Origin of the sequence: Paenibacillus sp. FSL K6-2862 (genome assembly GCF_038005125.1) — a bacterium.
GTDB classification, from domain to species: domain Bacteria; phylum Bacillota; class Bacilli; order Paenibacillales; family Paenibacillaceae; genus Paenibacillus; species Paenibacillus illinoisensis_A.
In genome coordinates this window covers 5,304,358-5,328,203 of sequence record NZ_JBBOSN010000001.1, presented here as the reverse complement: position 1 = coordinate 5,328,203, position 23,846 = coordinate 5,304,358, and the positions used below count along the sequence as shown (strand labels likewise).

19 protein-coding genes and 1 tRNA gene are annotated in these 23,846 nt (G+C 47.5%); 18 read left to right on the top strand and 2 right to left on the bottom strand.

Annotated features, from left to right (window positions below):
- Positions 1-86: 86 nt before the first annotated feature.
- Together MHB82_RS24065 and MHB82_RS24060 are read right to left on the bottom strand one after the other, a co-directional pair.
- Entirely contained in the window at positions 87-1,322 is a 1,236-nt protein-coding gene (locus MHB82_RS24065; RefSeq protein ID WP_341176034.1) for a CynX/NimT family MFS transporter, read from the bottom strand.
- A gap of 279 nt (positions 1,323-1,601) precedes the next feature.
- Positions 1,602-1,675 (bottom strand) — tRNA-Arg (locus tag MHB82_RS24060).
- 325 nt (positions 1,676-2,000) lie between these two features.
- Here MHB82_RS24060 and MHB82_RS24055 point away from each other — a divergent pair.
- From MHB82_RS24055 to MHB82_RS23970, 18 genes are all read left to right on the top strand, one after another.
- The gene (locus MHB82_RS24055; RefSeq protein ID WP_341176033.1) at positions 2,001-2,843 is read left to right on the top strand and encodes a hypothetical protein; all 843 of its coding nucleotides are present in this window, start codon (positions 2,001-2,003) and stop codon (positions 2,841-2,843) included.
- A gap of 135 nt (positions 2,844-2,978) precedes the next feature.
- Positions 2,979-4,319 carry a trigger factor gene (tig, locus tag MHB82_RS24050; RefSeq protein ID WP_341176032.1) on the top strand — a complete coding sequence of 447 codons (1,341 nt, stop codon included), beginning with the start codon at positions 2,979-2,981 and terminating at the stop codon, positions 4,317-4,319.
- A 375-nt stretch (positions 4,320-4,694) separates the two neighbouring features.
- Positions 4,695-5,285, top strand: coding sequence for an ATP-dependent Clp endopeptidase proteolytic subunit ClpP (gene clpP, locus MHB82_RS24045; RefSeq protein ID WP_091001992.1), 591 nt, complete (start codon positions 4,695-4,697; stop codon positions 5,283-5,285).
- 12 nt (positions 5,286-5,297) lie between these two features.
- A complete protein-coding gene (gene clpX, locus MHB82_RS24040; protein WP_095361413.1) occupies positions 5,298-6,551 on the top strand; it encodes an ATP-dependent protease ATP-binding subunit ClpX in 1,254 nt (417 codons plus the stop codon).
- Positions 6,552-6,672: 121 nt separating this feature from the next.
- Positions 6,673-7,770, top strand: coding sequence for a flavodoxin-dependent (E)-4-hydroxy-3-methylbut-2-enyl-diphosphate synthase (gene ispG, locus MHB82_RS24035; RefSeq protein WP_095293293.1), 1,098 nt, complete (start codon positions 6,673-6,675; stop codon positions 7,768-7,770).
- 168 nt (positions 7,771-7,938) lie between these two features.
- Complete coding sequence (gene lonB / locus MHB82_RS24030) at positions 7,939-9,696, top strand: ATP-dependent protease LonB (protein ID WP_095361414.1); 1,758 nt, start codon at positions 7,939-7,941, stop codon at positions 9,694-9,696.
- 87 nt (positions 9,697-9,783) lie between these two features.
- Complete coding sequence (lon, locus tag MHB82_RS24025) at positions 9,784-12,123, top strand: endopeptidase La (RefSeq protein ID WP_341176689.1); 2,340 nt, start codon at positions 9,784-9,786, stop codon at positions 12,121-12,123.
- 161 nt (positions 12,124-12,284) lie between these two features.
- Positions 12,285-12,926 (top strand): ribosome biogenesis GTP-binding protein YihA/YsxC, encoded by a 642-nt coding sequence (gene yihA, locus MHB82_RS24020; protein ID WP_095361442.1) that lies wholly within the window; start codon positions 12,285-12,287, stop codon positions 12,924-12,926.
- Positions 12,927-13,193: 267 nt separating this feature from the next.
- A complete protein-coding gene (locus tag MHB82_RS24015) occupies positions 13,194-13,781 on the top strand; it encodes a non-ribosomal peptide synthetase module (protein ID WP_341176031.1) in 588 nt (195 codons plus the stop codon).
- 335 nt (positions 13,782-14,116) lie between these two features.
- Positions 14,117-14,515, top strand: a complete 399-nt coding sequence (gene speD, locus MHB82_RS24010; protein WP_095293297.1) for an adenosylmethionine decarboxylase — start codon at positions 14,117-14,119, stop codon at positions 14,513-14,515.
- 312 nt (positions 14,516-14,827) lie between these two features.
- The gene (hemA, locus tag MHB82_RS24005) at positions 14,828-16,216 is read left to right on the top strand and encodes a glutamyl-tRNA reductase (RefSeq protein ID WP_095361417.1); all 1,389 of its coding nucleotides are present in this window, start codon (positions 14,828-14,830) and stop codon (positions 16,214-16,216) included.
- 15 nt (positions 16,217-16,231) lie between these two features.
- Complete coding sequence (gene ccsA / locus MHB82_RS24000) at positions 16,232-17,059, top strand: cytochrome c biogenesis protein CcsA (protein ID WP_375335150.1); 828 nt, start codon at positions 16,232-16,234, stop codon at positions 17,057-17,059.
- A gap of 5 nt (positions 17,060-17,064) precedes the next feature.
- Positions 17,065-17,715 carry a precorrin-2 dehydrogenase/sirohydrochlorin ferrochelatase family protein gene (locus MHB82_RS23995; RefSeq protein WP_095361418.1) on the top strand — a complete coding sequence of 217 codons (651 nt, stop codon included), beginning with the start codon at positions 17,065-17,067 and terminating at the stop codon, positions 17,713-17,715.
- Between the two features lie 2 nt (positions 17,716-17,717).
- The gene (hemC, locus tag MHB82_RS23990; protein ID WP_110822807.1) at positions 17,718-18,674 is read left to right on the top strand and encodes a hydroxymethylbilane synthase; all 957 of its coding nucleotides are present in this window, start codon (positions 17,718-17,720) and stop codon (positions 18,672-18,674) included.
- Between the two features lie 4 nt (positions 18,675-18,678).
- Positions 18,679-20,241: a uroporphyrinogen-III C-methyltransferase gene (gene cobA, locus MHB82_RS23985; protein ID WP_341176030.1), complete on the top strand. Its 1,563-nt coding sequence runs from the start codon at positions 18,679-18,681 to the stop codon at positions 20,239-20,241.
- 136 nt (positions 20,242-20,377) lie between these two features.
- Positions 20,378-21,379, top strand: coding sequence for a porphobilinogen synthase (hemB, locus tag MHB82_RS23980; protein WP_341176029.1), 1,002 nt, complete (start codon positions 20,378-20,380; stop codon positions 21,377-21,379).
- Between the two features lie 148 nt (positions 21,380-21,527).
- Positions 21,528-22,832 (top strand): glutamate-1-semialdehyde 2,1-aminomutase, encoded by a 1,305-nt coding sequence (hemL, locus tag MHB82_RS23975; protein ID WP_341176028.1) that lies wholly within the window; start codon positions 21,528-21,530, stop codon positions 22,830-22,832.
- Complete coding sequence (locus MHB82_RS23970) at positions 22,829-23,734, top strand: RluA family pseudouridine synthase (RefSeq protein WP_341176027.1); 906 nt, start codon at positions 22,829-22,831, stop codon at positions 23,732-23,734. The genes hemL and MHB82_RS23970 overlap by 4 nt, the downstream gene beginning before the upstream one ends.
- Positions 23,735-23,846: the final 112 nt, after the last annotated feature.

Here is a 23,846-nt window from a genome sequence, read left to right as displayed (position 1 = left end):
GAGCATATGGCATATCGCATAGTTAATGATAAAAAGGGACCTTCCGTCACGGAGGGTCCCTTTTTATCGTTTGAAGTTTATCTATCTCATGAATTACCAATTAATCGATTTTTACTGGCCATGATACCTGTAATCAGCAATACGATGGCGAGTGCAACCTGCAAAAGCAGTGGAATGGTCCAGCCATGCGTCCAGTCATGAATTAGTCCGAACAACAAGGGGCCTCCCGCTGCCAGCATATACCCGAACGATTGAGCCATTCCCGATAATCCTGCCGCTTGTCTGGCGTCCGCAGTCCGAAGTACAAAGAACATCGTAACCAGGCCAAATGAAGCTCCGCCACCAATACCAGCGAGAACCACACCAACAGTAACCAGTGAGGAGATGCCGCTTAAGAGGAACGCATACCCCAATATGAGACACGTACAGGTGATAGCTGTCAGCACGCGTTGATCCTTCATCCGCCCAGCCAGGATGGGGATAACGAACGTCACTGGAACGCTGACCATCTGCATCATGGACAACATCAATCCTGCAGAAGATGGGTTAAAACCCTGCGTAGACAAAATTTCGGGCAGCCAAGTAATGGTGGAGTAAAAAATCAACGATTGTAATCCCATAAACAGCGTGATATACCAAGCGAGTGAAGAGGAGATGAGTCGTACCGGTTTCTCGGTATTCCGAGATGCAACATAGACTTCTCCGCGGCGTCCGTTACGAACGTGAGGCAGCCACAAGATAAGAGCCAGGATGGAGAGCACAGCCCACATTCCAAGTGAAGCATGCCAACCCATGGAGGTGAATCCTGCTGCCGGAACGCTAATTCCCGAGGCGATGGCACCCCATATATTCATGGATACGGAGTATAGACCAGTAACCAGTCCTACGCGTAATGGAAAATCCCGTTTAATCAAACTGGGGAGTAAAACGTTACTTAGTGCAATTCCACATCCAAGGATGGCTGTGCCTGCAAAAAGTGCAGGAACAGACGGCAAAAAACGCAGTGCAATACCACACGTTACAATAATGATAGCGGTCAGCAGTGCGGCCTCCAAACCGAATCTTTTTGCCAGCTGCGGAGCAAAGGGGGAAATTGCAGCAAAAGCAAGCAGTGGCAGTGAAGTGAGCAATCCCGCCATCGTATGACTTATCCCTGTATCGGCACGAATTAAATCAACGATAGGCCCTGCCGCTGTAATGGGCGACCGCATCGTGGCTGCAATCAGGATGATGCCTGTAAGGAGAAGTCCGAGTTTCACGGACGCTGTAGAGTTATCCGCAACTGCATGATCAGGCGAATGTTGATGTAAAGAGGATGGCATAGTTAATCTCCTGTTATTTATTTTTTCTAATATGTATACTTTGATACATACGTGTACCAACAAGCATAACATTCGGTGTCAACATTGAGCAACGAAGTTGGGCGAGCATATCCCCTGAACGTAAAAATAGCTTCCCGAAGGAAGCTATTTTTTAATACGTCCCAGAAGGATACTCTCCTTGCAGTCGAGACTGCGAAGTAGTGCTAACGAAGAGGATGCTTCGACGAACCATCCCCAGAACGCAAAAAAAAGCTTCCAGAAGGAAGCTCTTTCTTAATACGTCCCAGAAGGGATTCGAACCCCCGACCGACGGCTTAGAAGGCCGTTGCTCTATCCAGCTGAGCTACTGAGACATGAATTTTTTCAAGCAAAAATGATTTTATCATAAATAATGATGAATATCAAACATTTTATTTAAATAACTTATTCGTATATGATGTTTGGCGACAGGGGACGTTTTTTTCATTATATTTAAGGTTATGTTAGAATATCAGGAGAACTCAGAAAATAGATCGACATTCGTTTAATATACATCTATTTATGGTTGATTCCGACGGAGATTGAGGATATAGAGGAGGTGCTCCTATCAAGGAATCCACGACCCCGGAAAACGAGCACAGTAACAATATTGTTCTGTTTCCTAAGACGCTGGACTATTACCAGATTCAATTAACTGTCATGCTTGAAAACGAGCGATATGGGGAAGCCATGAATCTGCTCCGCTTCTTGCTGCAATGTCAGGGACAGGAAGAACGTCATTATGATGAATGGCGGGCTCTGCTGGAGTGGCTTGAAGCTGCGTTCCCTCATTATGCGGAAGATTCCTCTATTGCCCCAGATGTAGAAGAAGAAGAGGAAATCAGTGAGGAAGATATGGCACGTCAGCACGCCAGGTCCAAGTTGGAGCAGGATAAAGGATATGCGGATAAGCTGCTTCGAACAGTAATGGAAGAACCACTATCCGAACAAACGATGCTTGCATTGGAGCAGCTGGCCTATCTTGAACTACCGGAGATCGATGAGGCACTCAGTAGCTGGTTGACCGATAAGTCTCTTCATCCACTGTTGCAGTTCCGGGTGTTGCAAACCTTACGACGTCGCGGTACGCAGGGCTTCATCACGTTTACAAGAGGGGAAGAGCAGGTTGAAGTGGAGATTGATACGGTCCCTCTGCGCCCGGAGGATTTTCCGCTTCAGATCGTGCGCATTCTCGAGCGAGTGGCCGATCAGACGGAAGTTCACGAACCGACACTCTTTTATTTTGCACAGGAACTTTGGATACAATTTGTCATGGCGGTGTATGGAACACGAGACTACGATTCCATGCTGGAAGATAATGATTCCATGACAGATATATGGGCAGCAGCACTACATATGACCGTTGCAGACAGTCTGGGAGGCTCCCACGACGAAGAAGATACCCGTTCAATGTATGCTGTAACTGGAGCGATGCGCTTCCGTTTGGAGCAGGCATATCGTTCAATGAAGCAGTTTGTTTCTGCAGGTTTGGGGGGCCAATAAGGGCCGGAAACGTTTACCTCAAACCGCATCAAGGGATTCCCCTTGAAAAAGAATGTAATCTTGTTTATACTAAAATGGTTATTTTGTACGTGATCGCCTACGTGAACATGTGAATTTTGGAGGGGAAAGTATACAATGAAAGCAACTTGGGAAAAGATAGAGAAGAACCTTGGGGTTCTTGAAGTTGAAGTTGGTGCAGATCGTGTAACTGCAGCACTCGACAAAGCTTTTAATAAAGTAGTAAAACAAGCGAACGTGCCTGGATTCCGTAAAGGTAAAGTGCCACGTCCAATTTTCGAAGCTCGTTTCGGTGTAGAGAGCTTGTACCAAGAAGCAATCGACATTTTGCTTCCTGAAGCTTACACAGAAGCTATTGACCAAACGGATATTTTCCCGGTAGATCGTCCGGATGTAGATATCGAACAATTCGCTAAAGGACAAGCATTCAAGTTCAAAGCGAAAGTAACGGTGAAACCTGAAGTTACCCTGGGTGACTACAAAGGAATCGAAGTTGCTGTAGCTAAAGGCGAAGTAACAGACGCAGAAGTAACTGAAGAGCTTGAGCGTCTTCAACAACGTCATGCTGAACTCGTTGTAATCGACGAAGGTTCTGCACAAAACGGTGACGTTGCAGTTATCGACTTCGATGGTTCCGTTGATGGTGTACCATTCGAAGGTGGACAAGCTGAACGTTATTCCTTGGAACTGGGTTCCAACACATTCATCCCAGGATTTGAAGAACAAGTTGTTGGTCTGTCCACAGGCGACTTCAAAGACGTTGAAGTAACTTTCCCAGAGAGCTACCACGCAGCAGAACTTGCTGGCAAACAAGCGGTATTCAAAGTGAAAGTACACGAAATCAAACGCAAACAACTGCCAGAACTGGATGATGAGTTTGCGAAAGATGTCAGCGAATTTGATACTCTGGAAGAGTACAAAGCTGATCTGAAAACACAACTCGAATCCCGCAAAGCAGATGAGTTCAAAGCAGCTCAAGAAAATGCGGTAGTAGAAAAAGTAGCAGAAAATGCTGAAGTGGACATCCCTTCTGCAATGGTTGACAGCGAAGTGCAAAACATGATGCGTGATTTTGACAACCGCCTGCGTAACCAAGGCATGAACCTGGAAATGTTCCTGAGCTTCTCCGGTCAAACACAAGCTGACCTGAGAGGACAAATGCAAGAAGATGCTTCCAAACGTGTTCGCAACAACCTGGTTCTTGAAGCTGTAGGTAAAGCGGAAGACATTGAAGTATCTGACGAAGAAGTGAACCAAGAACTCGAAAAAATGGCTGAATCCTACAAGCGTCCTGCTGAAGAGATTCGTGGCATTCTGGAGGGCAATGGTTCCCTCGACAGCCTTCGCGATGAAGTTAAACTGCGCAAAACGATCGATGTTCTCGTTGAGAACAGCAAAGTTGTAGAGCCGGTTGAAGCTCCTGCTGAAGAAGCTGCTGCAGAATCTGACGAAAAATAAGACAAGCTGTAAGGCAACAAGCAGCTGAATAAAGGATAAGGCACGTGAATCATTGCGTGCCTTATTTTTAAATTATGGCATCCATTTTATAGATGATTCAGTAATAATATGGATGGTTATAATGTTGGGAAGGGTTATGCTGTTTCAAGCTCCTATGTACTTATGCAAATAAAATAAGGTTAAACGGCATAGGATTCCTTCGATTTGCACATACATAGAAAACATGGTTAAATATGATCAGGCTAAAAAGTAAACTAACTTATGCTTGACACTACTTGTGAAAAATGACATTGTCACAGGAACGTGTTAGAATGAATTTGGGTTTGCTTTACAGGTAGCCTATGTCTAATTACATGTAGAAAAGAGGTTGGTCTCATGAGTCTGGTGCCAATGGTTGTGGAACAAACCAATCGAGGCGAACGGTCTTACGATATATATTCGCGTTTGCTGAAGGATCGCATCATTTTTCTAACCAGTGCGATTGATGACGATGTAGCCAATCTTGTCATAGCACAGCTTTTATTTTTGGCAGCCGACGATCCTGAGAAGGATATCAGCTTGTACATTAATTCACCTGGTGGTTCTGTCACCGCAGGGATGGGTATATACGATACGATGCAGTATATCAAGCCGGATGTATCTACCATTTGCGTTGGGATGGCAGCAAGCATGGGTTCGTTGTTGTTAACGGCCGGTGCGCCTGGTAAACGATATGCGCTGACCAATAGCGAAGTGATGATTCACCAACCGCTTGGCGGCGTTCAAGGACAGGCTGCGGATATTAAAATCCACGCCGAATGGATTATTAAAACACGTCAGAAACTGAATCAAATATACGTCGATCGTACAGGTCAGCCCCTTGAGAAAATTGAGCGGGATACGGACCGTGACTTTTTCATGAGTGCGGAAGAAGCCAAAGCGTACGGCATTATTGACCAGGTGCTCAGCAGACCGATCAATTCCTAAAGGGGTGGTTTCATGTTTAAATTTAACGATGAGAAAGGGCAACTGAAATGCTCTTTTTGCGGTAAATCTCAAGAACAGGTGCGCAAGCTGGTCGCTGGACCAGGCGTGTACATTTGTGATGAATGTATCGAACTTTGCACCGAAATCGTTGAGGAAGAGCTCGGTCATGACGAAGAACTGGACCTCAAAGATATACCGAAACCAAAAGAAATCCGCGATATTCTGGATCAATATGTTATTGGACAGGATCAAGCGAAGAAGTCTTTGTCTGTAGCGGTTTACAATCACTACAAACGGATTAATACTCAAAGCAAGATTGAGGACGTTGAACTGCAAAAGAGTAACATTTTGCTTCTCGGACCTACAGGTTCCGGTAAAACGTTGCTTGCGCAAACGATGGCCAAAATCCTCAATGTTCCTTTTGCTATTGCTGACGCGACTTCATTGACTGAAGCTGGTTATGTCGGTGAAGACGTTGAGAACATTCTGCTCAAGCTCATTCAAGCTGCTGACTATGATGTGGAAAAAGCAGAGCGCGGTATCATTTATATCGATGAAATTGACAAAGTAGCCCGCAAATCCGAGAACCCGTCCATTACACGTGACGTATCGGGTGAAGGGGTACAACAAGCGTTGCTGAAAATCCTGGAAGGAACGGTTGCTTCTGTACCACCACAAGGTGGGCGTAAGCATCCACATCAGGAATTTATCCAAATTGATACAACAAATATCCTGTTCATTTGTGGTGGTGCCTTTGATGGTCTCGAGCAAATGATCAAACGCCGGATCGGTAAAAAAGTTATTGGCTTTAATACCGTTGCGGAACAAAAAGACCTCAAACCGGGTGAATACCTGGGTATGGTCCTGCCGGAAGACTTGCTGAAATTTGGTCTGATTCCGGAATTTGTAGGCCGTCTACCAGTCATCTCCACTTTGGAGCCACTGGACGAAGATACATTGGTACGGATTCTTTCCGAACCAAAAAACGCCCTGACCAAGCAGTATCAAAAATTGCTTGAACTGGACAATGTAAATCTGGTGTTTGAACCAGGTGCGTTGCTCGCGATTGCAAAAGAAGCAATCAAACGTAACACAGGTGCGCGGGGCTTGCGTGCCATCATTGAGGGTATCATGCTTGAAATCATGTATGAAGTGCCTTCACGTGATGATGTTACGAACTGTGTGATTACCGAAGAAGTCGTTGAGAAAAGAGTTGTGCCTGAACTTGGCCAATCGAAGGACGATAAGCAGGAAGAAAGTGCGTAACTGAAGGTAGCACTCTTGCTCAGCTCTGAAATATAGACTTGTCAGTTCTCCACTTTGGCAGAAGGCGAATTCATGTCTCTGTCAGGGTGGAGCTTTGACGTTGTGGGGAGAGAAATCACTCATGTATTTAAGACAAGATACACGTCCCGTAAAAGTAGGGAATATAACGATTGGTGGCAGTAATGAAGTCATTATCCAAAGTATGTGTACTACAAAAACGGCAGACGTTGAGGCTACCGTTGCGGAAATTTTGCGATTGGAAGAGGCAGGATGCCAAATAGTACGTGTAACCGTAAATAATGAGGAAGCTGCTGCAGCCATTAAAGAAATCAAGAAACGCATCCACATTCCGCTTGTAGCAGATATTCACTTTAACTATAAACTGGCTCTTCTTGCGATAGAGAACGGCATCGATAAAGTCCGGATTAATCCAGGCAACATCGGTAAACGTGCTAAAGTGGAAGAAGTCGTGAAAGCATGTAAGGAACGTGGTATTCCCATTCGGATCGGGGTTAACGCCGGTTCACTGGAAAACCATTTGCTTGAGAAGTACGGATATCCAACAGCTGATGCTATGGTAGAAAGTGCATTGTATCACATTGGTATTCTGGAAGAACTCGATTTCCATGATATTATCGTTTCACTGAAAGCGTCGGATGTACCGATGGCGATTGAAGCGTATTCCAAGGCAGCTCAGATCATTAAGTATCCGTTACACTTGGGAATCACAGAAGCGGGTACGCTGTTCTCGGGCACAATTAAGAGCTCGGCAGGTATGGGTGCTCTGCTCTCTATGGGTATTGGTTCAACCATGCGGATCTCGCTCAGCGCAGACCCGGTAGAAGAAATCAAGGTTGCACGCGATCTGCTCAAAACCTTTGGGCTCATTTCGAATGCCGCTACGTTGATTTCTTGCCCGACCTGCGGTCGTCTGGACATTGATCTCTTCTCTATTGCGAACGAGGTGGAAGAGTATATCTCCAAACTCAAGGTGCCGATTAAAGTGTCTGTACTGGGATGTGCGGTGAATGGTCCTGGTGAGGCAAAAGAAGCGGATATCGGAATTGCCGGTGCTCGTGGAGAAGGTCTCTTGTTCCGTCACGGTAAGATGATCCGTAAAGTGCCTGAGGAAATTATGGTAGAGGAATTGAAAAAGGAAATCGATAAAATCGTCGAAACCTATGAAACAACAGGAGTAATTCCTGGACGCTCGCACTGATCGTTTCATATATGCTTAACCAAGAGCCCGTCAGCAATGACGGGCTCTTGGTGTCTTAACATCCATAAATTCTGCCTGGACCGTTTACCTGTTGGTGAAACGGCTATACTACCATGTATTAGTATGATTCCGTAGGGAACAGTCAGAAGAACAGGAGGATGTTGAGATATGGGTGATTTAGGCATGGTCTTCATGTTGATACAGTTATTTTTTGGTGTGGTGATTGGTTTGTATTTCTGGAATCTGCTTCGGGGCCAGAAAACCAATCGCAGTGCCGTCGAGCGTGAGTCTCGCAAAGAGCTGGAGAAACTGCGTAAATTGCGTTCGATTTCACTTACGAAACCACTCGCAGAGAAGACACGGCCAGCTACCATCAATGATATCGTGGGGCAAAAAGACGGCTTGCGTGCTCTCAAGGCTGCCTTGTGCAGTGCAAATCCGCAGCATGTAATTATTTATGGGCCTCCCGGAGTTGGGAAGACAGCAGCAGCCAGGGTGGTCCTGGAGGAAGCCAAAAAAAATCCATCATCACCGTTCAAGCCAGATGCCAAGTTTACGGAGCTGGATGCGACAACCGCCCGTTTTGACGAGCGCGGGATTGCCGACCCCTTAATCGGTTCAGTACATGATCCGATATATCAGGGGGCAGGTGCCATGGGGGTTGCGGGCATTCCTCAACCGAAACCGGGAGCCGTGACCAAAGCCCATGGGGGCATGTTGTTTATCGATGAGATCGGTGAATTGCATTCCATTCAAATGAATAAATTACTCAAAGTACTGGAAGATCGCAAGGTCTTTTTGGAAAGTGCGTACTATAACTCGGAAGACACGCATACTCCTGCTTATATCCACGATATTTTTCAAAATGGCCTGCCAGCGGATTTCCGTCTTGTCGGAGCGACGACACGTTCGCCTCATGAACTGCCTCCAGCGCTTCGTTCGCGCTGCATGGAAGTATACTTCAGACCATTATTGCCGGAAGAGATCGGGAAAATTGCTGAGGACGCTGTTCAAAAAATCGGCTTCAGCCCTTGTCCGGATGCTGTTGAAGTGGTCAAGCGATATGCCACGAACGGACGCGAGGCAGTGAATATTATTCAGCTTGCTGCCGGACTGGCACTCACAGAAAAAAGAGAGACCCTTCAGGCCTCGGATGTCGAGTGGGTTGCTGGCAGCAGCCAAATCCAGCCGCGTCCGGATCGCAAGGTGCCTCAGCAGCCACAGATTGGTTTTGTTAATGGCTTGGCCGTATACGGTCCGAATATGGGCACCATACTTGAGATCGAAGTGTCTGCCGTGCCTGTACTCAGAGACCAGGGCCGAATCAATATTACGGGCGTGGTGGATGAGGAAGAGATTGGAGGCGGTTCGCGAACACTCCGGAGAAAAAGCATGGCCAAAGGTTCGGTTGAAAATGTGATCACCGTGTTAAAAGCCATGGGACTTCGTCCGAATGACTATGACTTGCATATCAACTTCCCGGGAGGAACGCCAATTGACGGTCCATCAGCCGGAATTGCGATGGCCACGGCAATTGTCTCGGCTATTCAGGGACGTCCTGTTGATCATGAGACAGCGATGACTGGGGAAATCAGCATTCATGGCCGGGTGAAGCCGATTGGCGGTGTGCTCGCCAAAGTAGAGGCTGCTTTTCAGGCGGGAGCCAAGACCGTTATTATTCCCGCCGAAAACTGGCAGTCCATTTTTGAGAATCTGGATGGATTACGCGTCATTCCGGTAGATACGGTTCAGGATGTTTTTCGTGAGGTATTTGCCTGGGTGCCTGATTCTCAGCAGGCGGAGCAATTGAAGCACGCAGATGAGCCAGCAGCACCCGCTGCAGAGATTTTCCCTCCAGCATCTGCTTCATTTTTACGTGCTGATCTGACCCGTCCGGGACAGGTTACTGATTCGGGAAGCTGCTAAGCGCTTCCCTTCAATTGGTTTTTTATGTGAACATTTGATAGAATAATGAATGACTACAACCTGAGAGCCATTGGAGGTGCGAAAGCGATGGGACCGAGCAAAACGAAAGGTCGTCGTTTTCCTTTACTGCCTTTAAGAGGACTTCTCGTCTACCCGAGTATGGTACTGCATCTCGATGTGGGCCGGGAGAAATCGGTCAAGGCTTTAGAAAAAGCGATGGTAGAAGAACATTTGATTCTCCTATGTTCCCAAGCCGAGGTAAATATTGAAGAACCAACACAAGAGGACATTTTCAGAATCGGAACCGTAGCCAAGGTCAGACAAATGCTGAAGCTTCCAAACGGAACGATTCGTGTTCTGGTGGAGGGCTTGGAACGGGCTGAAATCATTGAATATACGGACAACGAGGAATATTACGAAGTGCTGGCACAGGAACTGCCTGAAGAAGAGAATAGTCATCCGGAGACGGATGCCCTGATGCGTACGGTTCTGAACCAGTTCGAAAATTATATTAATCTGTCCAAAAAGGTAACACCCGAGACACTTGCCGCTGTGTCCGATATTGAAGAACCCGGCCGATTGGCTGATGTGATCACGAGTCACCTGTCCTTGAAGATCAAGGATAAACAGGAAATTCTGGAGACGATCGACGTTCGCGAACGTCTGGAGAAACTTCTCGACATTCTCAATAATGAGCGTGAAGTGCTGGAGCTTGAACGCAAGATCAGCCAGCGTGTGAAGAAACAGATGGAGAAAACCCAGAAGGAATATTATTTGCGTGAGCAGATGAAAGCGATCCAGAAAGAACTGGGTGAAAAAGAAGGCCGTGCGGGTGAGGTCGAGGAGCTTCGGACTCAGATGGAAGAACTCGGCTTGCCGGACAAGGTCAAGGATAAGGTCGAGAAAGAGATTGACCGACTGGAGAAAATGCCTGCCAGCTCCGCTGAGGGCGGGGTCATTCGCAACTATGTGGATTGGCTGCTAGCTCTGCCTTGGAGCGAGATGACAGAGGATGATCTGGATATTCAAAAAGCCGAAGATGTGCTGAATGCCGATCATTATGGTCTGGAAAAACCTAAAGAGCGTGTGCTTGAATATTTGGCGGTTCAGAAGCTTGTCAAAAAGCTTAAAGGGCCAATTCTCTGCCTGGTTGGTCCTCCAGGGGTGGGGAAAACGTCACTTGCCCGTTCGATCGCAAGATCGCTGGGCCGGGAGTTTGTAAGAATCTCCCTCGGTGGCGTGCGGGATGAAGCCGAAATTCGTGGACACCGTCGCACGTATGTAGGTGCCATGCCTGGTCGTATCATTCAGGGAATGAAAACAGCAGGCTCACTTAATCCCGTCTTCCTGCTGGACGAGATCGACAAAATGGCATCTGACTTCCGCGGGGATCCATCTGCAGCGCTGCTTGAGGTACTTGATCCTGAACAGAATAGTACGTTTAGCGATCACTTTGTGGAACTGCCTTTTGACTTATCCAACGTCATGTTCGTTACAACCGCCAATACGGTGCACAACATTCCTCGTCCGCTGCTTGATCGGATGGAGATGCTCAATATTCCTGGGTATACGGAGATCGAGAAACTTCAGATTGCCAAAAACTATCTGCTGCCGAAGCAGAAGCGTGATCATGGTCTGGAAGAAGAACAGCTGGAGATTGGCGATGCCAGCCTGCTCCGTGTTATTCGTGAATATACCCGCGAGTCTGGCGTGCGGAATCTGGAACAGCAGATGGCTTCACTATGCCGGAAAGCGGCTAAAAATATCGTATCTGGTGCGGAAGGTCAGATCATTATCACACCGGATGAAATCAAGGACTATCTTGGACCTGGCAAGTTCCGTTACGGCATGGCCGAACTGGAAGACCAGATTGGCACCGTAACCGGGCTAGCATGGACCGAAGTAGGTGGAGATACGCTTGTTATTGAGGTCACGGTTGTACCTGGAACAGGGAAACTGACATTAACTGGTAAACTGGGTGATGTCATGAAGGAATCCGCTCAGGCAGCATTTAGTTATACCCGGTCCAAGGCGGCCCAGTTAGGCATTCCGGCTGACTTCCATGAGAAGAATGATATCCACATCCATGTACCTGAGGGAGCCATTCCTAAGGATGGACCTTCTGCAGGAATTACGATGGCTACAGCTTTGATTTCTGCATTGACGAACAAACATGTGTCGAAAGACATTGCGATGACGGGTGAGATTACGCTGCGTGGTCGCGTGTTGCCTATCGGCGGTTTGAAGGAAAAATCACTGGCAGCACATCGCGCCGGTTACAAAAAAATATTATTGCCCAAGGATAACGAACGGGACCTGCGGGACATTCCGGACAGCATCAAGGAAGATGTGGAATTTGTCCCAGTAGCCCATATGGATCAGGTGCTGCAGCATGCGCTCGTGGAGCAGACAGGAATTCACCTGTAGATCCGGTTAACCAAGGGAGCGTATGAAGAATGAACCGTTCTGCGGAAGCTTCGGCGTCCGCTGGAACGGTTTTTTTGGTATGATAGAACAATGATCCAAGGCATAATACGTTTATTGGCTTCTAATGCAAGAACAAGAGATCCAGAGAGGATAGATATATGATGAAAGTAAACCAATCCGAATTTATTATCAGTGCCGTTAGGCCTGAACAATATCCCGATGATGGCCTGCCGGAGATTGCTTTGGCGGGACGTTCAAACGTGGGCAAATCATCTCTGATTAATCGTTTGATTAGCCGCAAAAATCTGGCACGAACAAGTTCGACACCGGGTAAAACGCAGCAGCTGAACTATTATAAAATTAATCAGGATTTATATTTTGTCGATTTTCCGGGTTACGGTTACGCCAAAGTTTCCAAAGAGCAGCGCTTTGCCTGGGGTAAAATGATGGAGAAGTACCTGCTCGGCCGCAAGGAATTGAAGCTTGTCATGCAAATGGTAGATATGAGACATGAACCCTCCAAGGATGACAAGATGATGAATGAATGGCTTCGCCATCACGGATTGCCATTGGTAGTTGTAGCAACCAAAATGGACAAGATTCCAAAGACACGCAGAGCCAAACATATCAAAGTCATTAAGCAAGCGCTCGATTTGCGTCCAGGAGACTTGTTTGTACCGTTTTCATCCGAATTAGGACTGGGTAAAGATGAATTATGGGAGATCATCACACGCCACGCAGGTATTGGACAATTTGCTTCGGACGAATCTGAACCAGAAGAAATCAGCGAAGTGAATGAATGAGCAACAGATTCTGCCATGTTAATGCGGAAAAGTGAGTAAGCTGGCTGAATAAAGAATGAATGATCGATTATATCCGTATTTTCATGGGATTTTATGAGAATTCACTGTTTTGTTCTGGAGCATATTGGTTTAGCGGTGGTGTATAATGAATGTAGGTGCGTTTATGCCACAGGAACAAAAATACCGGCTTTGCCGGCCTGAAGAATTTTGAGATGACTGCCCATAAGCAGGAAGGCAAAACAATCGGGAAGAATTGAGGAGATTTGTATGGCTCAGCGGTTAGCCACAGAGTATGTTAATGCCACTTTTAAATTGTCAGAACCCCAGATGCATCAGTTTTTGCGCATGTCGGACGATGGCCGGATTCATCACCGGATTAAGGTGCTTGATAATGGTTGTCAGGAAATTGTGCTTGCAGATGTCAGTGGAGAGGAAGTTCATTTTCCCTTTGACCGTCAGAAAGGGTTTTACATCTGTGAGTTGTCTTGCCGTCTGGTAAACCATCATCTGACCAACGTTGTCCGAAAACTCTTTATGACCTTTAAGGGTGACGGCGTTGTTCATCGGATTTATGAAGAATTCACCATGACGTATGTTTATGCTCAAGGCTCTGTTCGTAAAATTGTAGAACAAAACGGGGAAAATACCCGCCTGATCTATGAATACAAAAACACATTGCTTGAATTACAGCGTCAATTCCAGGCTCGGGATGTTGAGCGTGAAATTAACCGATTATATGCAGAGGTGGACACACTTCTTGATACTAGGATTCATACATCAGCTCCTGAAGAGCTTCATCAGATTGATGCAAGACTTGCTCGACATCAAGAACGGCTCTTTGAACTTGAGGCTTAACGAACCTTAAGACGCCCTTTGTACAACTATAAATGCTTTATCCATCCCCTTATTGTCTGATCACCGGCACTTGCCGGTTCAGGTCCCGAAGGGGATTTTTTTGTGAAGAATGCGTTCATTTAGGCTGGCAATAATTTATTTGTTTAACTGTAAAAAAAGGGTTGCATTCCTTTAAAATAGATGTTATTTTTATTCTCGTTGAAAAGAATATAGGAACCAGGATTCACTCAGGACATTATATGTTGCGAGAGGTTTTTCCCTCGGGAAGTGAATGACGTAGGTCCTAGCGGATGAAATTTTCAAACATTTTATTCCTAGGAAGGGGGAAACGAAGGATGGAATATTCAACTTTCGGAAGACACGTTGCTGTTGATGTTTGGGGTGTCGACTTTGATCTACTGAACAGTGCAGAGTATCTGCAAGCCCAACTGGTTGAAGCTGCAGAGGCATGTGGTGCGACAGTAATGTCCGTGCAATCCAAGCAGTTTGAGCCACAAGGAGCGACAGTGCTTGTGCTATTGTCAGAGAGCCATCTCTCCATTCATACGTATCCTGAGAGAGGGTTTGCGGCGATTGACTGCTACACTTGTGGTGAAACGGTAGACCCACAGCTGGCCATTGACTACCTGGTATCCGTTTTGAAACCGGAGAAAACGTACGCTAAGAAACTGGTGCGTGGATTGGGTGAACTGCAGGTCGTAACACCGACAATGCAACCCATCGAACTGGTCTAAGTGATGTAGATAAACATGAGCAATGTTCACATATGGGGAATGAAGCAATTATCCCGAATTATAAATAGTCATGGAATTATTCCATGACTATTTGTTTTAATATTTTGAAGAACGAATAACGGAGAAGATTGGTGAGACACTACAATAAATGACAATGCATTGGATAATCTACATGGGGATTTCATAAACATTTCATAAAAATGGCCCGGTCGCGGTCATGATGTGTGATATAATTAACCATGTCAAGCATAAATGGATGGAGATATGTAGAAAACACTTTGATTGGAAATTTATTAGGCAGGTGAACTTGCAATGCACATCGTTGTAGTTGGTTTGAATTATCGCACGGCGCCTGTAGAGGTTAGGGAACGATTCACATTTGCAGAAAAAGACTTGTCTGAAGCGCTGCAGCAGCTCAAGCTGACCAAGAGTGTATTGGAAGGTGTAATCGTAGCCACATGTAACCGTACCGAGTTGTATGTTGTGGTAGACCGTCTTCACATGTGTGGTTATTTTATTCGTACGTTTATGGAACAATGGTTTAATGTTCCGCGGGAAGAATTTACGCAACACTTATATATATATGAAGATGATCAAGCCATTCGCCATCTGTTCCGTGTCATTTGCGGATTGGATTCCATGGTGATTGGTGAAACACAGATTCTTGGACAGGTGAAGCAGGCCTTTTTCACTGCCCAGGAAGAGAAATCGACAGGCACCTGGTTTAACATGTTGTTCAAACAGGCGGTAACTCTGGGCAAGAGAGCACATTCGGAGACTTCCATTGGAGAAAGTGCAGTCTCGGTCAGTTACGCAGCTGTTGAACTGGGGAAACGTATTTTTGGCATGTTTACGGACAAGAAGGTACTCATTCTTGGAGCGGGCAAAATGAGTGAGTTGACGGTCAAGCATCTGTACGCCAATGGAGCCTCAGAGGTCATTGTAGCGAACAGAACTCTTGCAAGGGCTCAGGAACTCGCTGCCAAGTTCAGGGGAACCCCTTGTACGATGGAGCAGGCTTTGGAGAGACTGAGTGAGGTTGATATTGTCATCAGTTCAACAGGTGCAGAGCGATATGTTCTGGATGCTTCCGTTGTCCGTGAGAGCATGAAGCGTCGTCAATCACGTCCATTATTCCTGATCGATATTGCGGTTCCTCGGGATATTGATCCGGCCATCGGAGAGTTATCCAACGTATTCCTTTATGATATTGATGATCTGGAAGGGATCGTGGAGAGCAATCTGGAGATGCGCAAGGTGGAAGCGGCCAAAATCGAAAAAATGATTGAACTGGAGATGGAAGACTACTATCACTGGCTCAAAACATTAGGTGTTCGCCCGGTGATTCGGGCATTGCAGGAGAAAGGAGCTTCCATTCATGAAGATACGATGGAGAGTCTCTTTAATAAACTGCCTGAGCTCGACGAACATCAGCGTAAGGTTATCCGTCGTTTGACCAAAAGCATCGTGAATCAAATGACGACAGATCCGATCAACCGGATCAAGGAAATGGCTGGCGGCAAGCATGGAGATGAAGCACTACGCATGTTCACCCAAATTTTTGCCTTGGAGGATGCAGTGGAGACGGCCGCAGAAAAAGTAAACCAAAGCGATGCCTCGGCCTTGGGTAAACCGGCCGCCGTTCATCTTAAAGACAACCGGCAAGATGCAATGCCGGCTTATGCTCCGGCAAGTGTATAAGGGCGGGTGAACAGCTTGACCCTTTCTGAACAAATCTATGAAGCTCTGATCTATATGTATGCCCTGAGCCTTCTGTTCTATTTCTCGGACTGCATTCGACGGAATGCGGGGGCGAAGCGAACGGGCACAGGGTTTCTTGTTGTTGTCTGGCTGCTTCAGGTCGTTCATGTGATTTTGCGAATGTGGACCGAGGGCCATTTTCCGATCTATACAACGTTTGATTTTCTGTTTATCTTTTCGTTTAGTATCGTATTGATGTCCCTGGGGATGATACGTGTCCAGCGTTCGGAATTTGTCATCCTGCTATTGAATATTGTGGGCTTCTCAGTTACCGTACTGAATCGATTGTGGTTTACAGCTGGGGAGATCTCGCTGCATAACTGGCAGACCGTTCACGGGCTGCTGATCATGCACATTACGCTGGCAAATCTGGGCTTTGCAGCACTCACGGTAGCTGCGGTCTTCGCCATGTTGTATCTGTTCCTGCACCGTAAATTGAAAAACAAAAAATGGAATGATACGATGCGGCGGATGCCGAGTCTTGAAGTCATTGGCAAATACATGGATGGCGCAACATTGATCGGAACACCGTTACTTGGCGTCTCCGTGGTGCTGGCCGTATTATCCATTGTCGCTGAGACCAGGTGGTATCTGCTTCTGGATCTGAAAGTCATTGCAACAGGTCTCGCTATCGCGATCTATATCGGTTATTTCGTTTCTAAGCAGAGAAAACAGTTTTCCAACATCATCATGGCAAGATGGACATTGATTGGATATGGTTTTGTCATTATGAGCTTTTTAACCAATGCGTATTCAGCGTTTCATCGTTGGACAGGGGAGTGAGGACTATGGATCGCTATACGCCGTTATATGTAAATACTTCAGGCAAAACCTGCTGCGTTGTTGGGGGCGGACGTGTTGCCGAACGTAAGATTAAAGGTTTGCTACACGCCGAAGCGCATATTAAGGTGTTTAGTCCGGAAATCACATCGGAGCTGAAACAACTGCATCAGGATTCCCGAATTGAGTGGATAGCCCGGTCCTACCGCAAAGGTGATTTGCGGGGGGCCTTTCTCGTATATGCAGCAACGGATCACGTTGAAGTCAACGCACAGGTAGTACAGGAAGCTAACGATGCGGGCATACTGGTGAATGATGCGATGTCTTCCGAGAACAGTGCTTTCATCACCCCCAGTGTAGTCAGGCGTGGAAGATTGAGCATTGCGATCTCAACAGCTGGAGCAGGACCGGCAGCTGCCGCAGAGATTCGGTCTACACTGGAGCAGCAATTTGGCGAAGAATACGAGACGTATATTGAATTTCTACATCAGATGAGGATTCAAGTGAAGTCACGTGTGTCGTCTCCGCGTGTACGAAGCATTTTACTGCGGCGGTTGACTGAAATGAATGTGCTGGAGGATATCCGTGCAGGGCAATTTCGGTGGTGGACAGAAGAAGAAATCGGGAATTGGATATCCCGTAATCAGGAGGAGCTGTAGATATGCGTACAATTAAAGTGGGAAGCAGACAAAGCGCACTGGCTTTGACACAGACAGGACATGTAATTCAGGATTTACGAAGCATTTGTGAGCGGGAAGGTTTAGCATTTGACTTTGAAGTACATAAGATCGTTACGAAGGGAGACTTGATTCTCGATGTAACGCTGTCCAAAGTCGGTGGCAAAGGACTGTTTGTCAAAGAGATCGAACAGGCCATGTTGGATCGTACCATTGATATGGCTGTGCACAGCATGAAGGATATGCCGTCCGAACTGCCGGAAGGATTAATCAATGGTGCTGTTCCGCGCCGTGCCGATCCGCGTGATGCCCTGATCTCCAATGGGGGGCTATCTTTGGATCAATTGCCGGAAGGGGCGAGAGTGGGGACAAGCAGTCTCCGTCGTTCCAGTCAGTTAAAGGCATACCGCCCGGATCTGCAGCTCGAATCCCTGCGTGGTAACATTGACTCACGTCTTCGCAAGCTGGAGACGGAGGGTCTCGATGCTATTATTTTAGCTGCTGCAGGATTATATCGAATGGGCTGGCAGGATCGGATTACCGAGTATCTGTCCGAAGAGGCTTGCCTTCCTGCCGTTGGCCAGGGTGCACTGGGTATTGAATGCCGTGAGGACGACGAGGAGCTGCTTCATCTGTTGAAGCTGTATAATGATCCGGAGACTGCTTTTCCCGTTTTGGCAGAACGTAAATTCCTCAGTGTATTGAATGGAGGCTGTCAGGTGCCTATCGGTGCTCATGCCGTCTGGAATCGTCAGCAAGATACAGATTCCCCGAATGGGCAAAACACGTTACAATTAACGGGTATGGTTGGTACGCCGGATGGCGGACTGATCCTTAAAGAAGCTCTGACCGGAACAGATCCGGTACGTCTTGGAGAAGAAGTAGCATGGAGATTGATTGAACGGGGAGCAGAGCAGATACTGGCAGAAGTTAGGGGATGAGGACATGGTGGGAAAGGTCTTTTTGGTAGGAGCAGGTCCAGGGGATGCTAAGCTGATAACGGTAAAAGGATGGGAGTCTATCGGCAAAGCAGATGCTGTAGTCTATGATCGTTTGGCCAGTCCGAGATTGTTGAAACAGATGAAGCCTGGCGCAGTGAAGATTTACGTAGGCAAGCGGCCTGACCGTCACACGATGAAACAGGAAGAGATTAATCAGCTGCTCGTCGATCTGGCCCTTGAGGGGAAAGTGGTTGTTCGGCTGAAAGGCGGAGATCCAACGATATTTGGACGCGTCGGAGAAGAGGCAGACCTGCTGCACAAAAACGGCGTTCCTTTTGAAATCGTGCCTGGGGTTACCGCAGCCATAAGTGTGCCTGCTTATGCCGGAATACCGGTGACTCACCGCGATTATGCATCATCCATTTCCATTATTACAGGGCATGAAAGCCCGGACAAGCTGGATCGCAGCATTCATTGGGATAAAGTAACGAACGCAACGGGAACACTGGTATTTATGATGGGTGTAGCCAAGATCGGCTATATTAGTGAACAGCTCATCCGTCATGGCCGTCCGGCACAGACACCCGTCGCACTGGTTCGTTGGGGAACAAGAGCTGAGCAGGATACCCTTGTGGGTACGCTTGAAAATATAGAAGCCAAGGTCATTGCTGCCAACTTCCAACCGCCTGCAGTCATTGTTGTGGGGGAAGTGGTGAATCAACGTGAGCAATTGAAATGGGCTGAGGTACTACCGTTGTTCGGTAAACGAATTCTGGTGACGCGCGCTCGCAGTCAGGCGAGTGAACTGGTGAACCGCATCGAGGAACTTGGTGGTGAGCCGTATGAGTTTCCAGTTATCGAAACCGTTATGCCTTCGAGTGAAACTGCAAAACAAAGTGTCAAGGATGCCTTCGGTGCGTTAAATACATTTGATTGGGTATTTTTCACGAGCGTAAACGGTGTGGAGTTTTTCTTCCGTCACCTGGAAGAGCAAGGCAAGGATATCCGGGCCATGCATCAAGCAAGAGTTGCTGCAGTCGGACCTACAACTGCCGAGGCCTTGCGCAAGCACGGTATTGTTGCCGAAGTGGTCAAAGGGCCTTTTCAGCAGGAAGGTATGCTGGAGGCTTTTGAGAGTCAACTGAAAAAAGGTCAGAAAGTGCTGCTTCCCCACGGTGATCTGGCACGATCCTGGTTGCCTGACCAGTTGAAGGAACACGGACTTGAGGTCACGGAAGCGATCATCTATGACACCGTACTCGCGGGAGAGGATGATGATGAACTTCTGAAGCTGCTGGAAGAAGGCGGTATTCACGCGGTGACGTTCACGAGCTCTTCAACGGTTACGAACTTCATGGAGATGCTTAAACGGATGGGGCTCCAAGATCCATTACCGTTGTTAAAAAATGTCGAGGTTGCTTGCATCGGGCCAGTGACTGCCAAGACGGCAGAAGCGGCTGGGTTGAAGGTGACACTGATGGCCGCAGAAGCAACGATCGAAAGTATGATCTCTGCGCTGATTGAATGGAAACGGACGCCTTCTCCAGAAGGGGCTATGCCTCGTTGATTTAGGAATTGTATCGCTATTGTAATAGATTGTATCCATATACCAAAATGCAGATTGATGAAGCGTGCTGAATTCGTTAGGATACCGGCGCGCTTCCCTTTTTGCTCTACTTTACTCTAAGAGAGGATGTATCTATATGAGTTTCCCAATTATACGACACCGTCGCTTACGTCAATCCGCAGGCATCCGCAATATGGTTAGAGAGACTCATCTGACCGTGGATGATTTTATCCAGCCCATCTATGTAACTTACGGTGAAAACGTAAAATCCGAGATCAAATCTATGCCAGGCGTATTCCGTTTTTCTCTTGACCGTCTGCAGGAAGAGGTAAAAGAGATTGCCGATCTGGGAATTCCGGCCGTGTTGTTGTTCGGTATTCCTGAGACAAAGGATAGTATTGGTTCTTCTGGTTTCGCTGAAGATGGTATTGTGCAGGAAGCAACGAAATTGATTAAGTCCTGGTATCCCAACCTGCTGGTTGTGGCAGATACCTGCCTGTGTGAATTTACGGATCACGGCCACTGCGGTATGGTGCATACCGTGGAAGTTGACGGACATATCTGCGGAGATGTTCTGAATGATGAATCACTGGATTTGCTAGTGAAAACAGCTGTATCCCAAGCCAAAGCAGGCGCGGATATTATTGCCCCATCCAATATGATGGATGGATTCGTTCAGGCCATTCGGGCAGGACTGGATGAGAATGGTTTCAGCCATATTCCAATCATGTCATACTCCGTTAAATATGCATCTGCTTTTTATGGTCCCTTCCGTGAAGCAGCGGATTCCACCCCACAGTTTGGAGATCGCAAATCATATCAGATGGACCCGGCTAATGCCCGCGAGGCACTGCGCGAAGCTGAAACGGATGTGCTTGAGGGAGCAGACATGCTGATGGTGAAACCGTCACTCTCCTATCTGGACGTGATGCGCACAATCAAGGATCAATTTGACCTCCCGCTTGTGGCCTACAATGTAAGTGGTGAGTATGCCATGGTGAAGGCTGCAGCAATACAGGGTTGGATTGATGAGAAAAAGGTCGCCATGGAAATTCTGCTCAGCATGAAACGCGCGGGTGCGGATATGATCATTACGTATTACGGAAAAGATGCCTCCCGCTGGTTGGCTGAGAAGTAATAGTTCTATGTAATTACACGTTTGCTAAGAGCGTCGTTATCAAATGATCAACATATAGCAAGGCCCTGCACGACCCTGTTATGTCGCTTGTATAGATCAGTTTACTGTTCATATAAGGAGCGGGGCCTTCATATTAAGGAGGATGTTCATGACTGCACAATCAGGAAAAAGACGAAACGATGAGCGCTCACGCAGCGCATTCGAGGAAGCCAAGCAGTACATACCTGGAGGCGTAAACAGCCCCGTTCGGGCATTCAAATCCGTAGGACTTACCCCGATCTATGCAGAACGTGGAGAAGGGTCCAAAATTTACGATATTGATGGCAATGTATTTATTGATTATGTGGGCTCATGGGGACCACTTATTATGGGACATGCCCATCCTGATGTCGTTGAAGCACTGCGTGAAACAGCTCTGAAAGGAACGAGCTTTGGTGCTCCAACGCTGCTGGAGACCGAGATGGCTAAACTTGTTTGCGAACGCGTACCTTCCATCGATATTGTGCGGATGGTCAACTCGGGTACGGAAGCAACCATGAGTGCCATCAGATTGGCGCGCGGTGTAACGGGCCGCAGCAAAATTCTGAAGTTTGAAGGTTCATATCACGGACATGCGGACAGCTTGCTGATCAAAGCGGGCTCCGGTGTCGCTACCCTTGGATTGCCAGACAGTCCTGGAGTTCCTGAAGGGGTTGCTACCAATACGATCACTGTGCCATACAATGATCTGGAATCGGTTAGTCTTGCCTTTGAACGTTTTGGTGAGGAGCTGGCTGCTGTCATTGTTGAGCCTGTGGCTGGGAATATGGGCGTTGTACCTCCGGCAGCGGGCTTTCTTGAAGGTCTGCGCAGCCTGACGAGCCAGTACGGCAGCCTGCTCATCTTTGATGAAGTCATGACCGGTTTCCGTGTAGGCTTGAACTGTGCACAGGGGCGATATGGTGTTACGCCCGATCTGACATGTCTCGGTAAAGTTATCGGCGGCGGCCTTCCGGTCGGAGCATATGGTGGTCGTCGGGATCTGATGGAGCAGATCGCTCCAACCGGTCCGATCTATCAAGCGGGAACACTGAGTGGTAACCCACTGGCTATGGCAGCAGGCTATACCACCCTCAAACTGTTGACACCGGAAGTCTATGATCGTTTGGAGACGTTGTCGTCTCGTTTGCAGGCTGGCTTCGAAAAGAATGCGGCAGAGGCGGGTATTGCAGTAACGATCAATCGCGTTGGTTCCATGGTATGTCCGTTCTTCAGCAGTGTACCTGTTACCAATTACGATATAGCCAAAGGAAGCAATTTGGATCAGTTTGTTCGCTACTTTGCAGCAATGATTGATGAGGGTGTAAGCGTGGCACCTTCCCAATTTGAGGGCATGTTCGTCTCTGGTGTGCATACAGAGCAGGATATTGACGATACGATTGAAGCAAACCGCAAGGCTCTACAATCTCTATGACGATCAAAAGTTGGAAGCGTCGTGGGGAATGGCTGGAGCTGATGCCAGGCAAAGTGGTAACAGGCAGTCCAGACAGACAGCTTGCGGCAGAGCAATGGCTGCTCACTGAACTTTCGTTTCCAGAAAAGCTGTTTCGTCAGCTCAAGGCAAATCACGGAATTCAACTCGCAGGGGACCGGCTTCGGCTGGCCCTTTTTGCATCTCAGCCCATTGATGTTGAACCCCGGTGGGCAGAGATTGAGGTGCTGTACGAGGATGATTTTAGTCTGGTTGTACATAAACCTGCGGGTATGAAGCTGCATCCGGATGGATCTCGTGCCGATCATGCCATTACGCTGGATCACGCTGTCGCCTCTTATTATGAGATCAACGGTATCGACACCAGCGTGCGCCATGTGCATCGTCTCGATGAAGATACCACAGGCCCTGTTCTCTATGCCAAGAATGCTTTTGCTCTGGCAAAATTGGATGAGGCAATGCGTCGCAAAGAAATTGGGCGTCAGTATGTAGCCATTGCTGAAGGGCAGGTATCTCCGGAATGCAGCAAAATTGATGCGCCCATCGGTAAGGACAGGCATCACAAGCAGCGCAGACGCGTTTCCGAGAGTGGGCAGGACGCAGTAACACATGTAGAGATTGTAGAAGTGTGGGAGCGTGCTACACTTGTGCGTTTAATACTGGATACAGGACGTACGCATCAGATCAGAGTGCATCTGAGTTATGCTGGACACCCGCTTGTTGGCGATCAGCTGTATGGAGGAAAGCCTGATGCCATTGGGCGCCAGGCACTTCATGGTGAAGTGTTAAAATTTAATCATCCGCTCACGGGAGCGCTGATTGAAGTTCGAGATCCGTGGCCTTCTGATTTGGAACAGCTAGCCGAGCGGGAACGAACAACCTAATAAAAAGGCAAGCTTTGAACAAAGGTGGCATGCTCATCTCATCGATGGCATATAGATGGGGTAACGAAGGATTTGGACCATGGATCAGTCCCATGAGAAGGATCATGGTGAA

Coding starts and splice junctions, on each gene's coding strand:
- MHB82_RS24065 (WP_341176034.1), bottom strand. CDS start 1,322: ATGCCATCCTCTTTACATCAACATTCGCCTGATCATGCAGTTGCGGAT.
- MHB82_RS24055 (WP_341176033.1), top strand. CDS start 2,001: ATGCTTGAAAACGAGCGATATGGGGAAGCCATGAATCTGCTCCGCTTC.
- tig (WP_341176032.1), top strand. CDS start 2,979: ATGAAAGCAACTTGGGAAAAGATAGAGAAGAACCTTGGGGTTCTTGAA.
- clpP (WP_091001992.1), top strand. CDS start 4,695: ATGAGTCTGGTGCCAATGGTTGTGGAACAAACCAATCGAGGCGAACGG.
- clpX (WP_095361413.1), top strand. CDS start 5,298: ATGTTTAAATTTAACGATGAGAAAGGGCAACTGAAATGCTCTTTTTGC.
- ispG (WP_095293293.1), top strand. CDS start 6,673: ATGTATTTAAGACAAGATACACGTCCCGTAAAAGTAGGGAATATAACG.
- lonB (WP_095361414.1), top strand. CDS start 7,939: ATGGGTGATTTAGGCATGGTCTTCATGTTGATACAGTTATTTTTTGGT.
- lon (WP_341176689.1), top strand. CDS start 9,784: ATGGGACCGAGCAAAACGAAAGGTCGTCGTTTTCCTTTACTGCCTTTA.
- yihA (WP_095361442.1), top strand. CDS start 12,285: ATGAAAGTAAACCAATCCGAATTTATTATCAGTGCCGTTAGGCCTGAA.
- MHB82_RS24015 (WP_341176031.1), top strand. CDS start 13,194: ATGGCTCAGCGGTTAGCCACAGAGTATGTTAATGCCACTTTTAAATTG.
- speD (WP_095293297.1), top strand. CDS start 14,117: ATGGAATATTCAACTTTCGGAAGACACGTTGCTGTTGATGTTTGGGGT.
- hemA (WP_095361417.1), top strand. CDS start 14,828: ATGCACATCGTTGTAGTTGGTTTGAATTATCGCACGGCGCCTGTAGAG.
- MHB82_RS23995 (WP_095361418.1), top strand. CDS start 17,065: ATGGATCGCTATACGCCGTTATATGTAAATACTTCAGGCAAAACCTGC.
- hemC (WP_110822807.1), top strand. CDS start 17,718: ATGCGTACAATTAAAGTGGGAAGCAGACAAAGCGCACTGGCTTTGACA.
- cobA (WP_341176030.1), top strand. CDS start 18,679: ATGGTGGGAAAGGTCTTTTTGGTAGGAGCAGGTCCAGGGGATGCTAAG.
- hemB (WP_341176029.1), top strand. CDS start 20,378: ATGAGTTTCCCAATTATACGACACCGTCGCTTACGTCAATCCGCAGGC.
- hemL (WP_341176028.1), top strand. CDS start 21,528: ATGACTGCACAATCAGGAAAAAGACGAAACGATGAGCGCTCACGCAGC.
- MHB82_RS23970 (WP_341176027.1), top strand. CDS start 22,829: ATGACGATCAAAAGTTGGAAGCGTCGTGGGGAATGGCTGGAGCTGATG.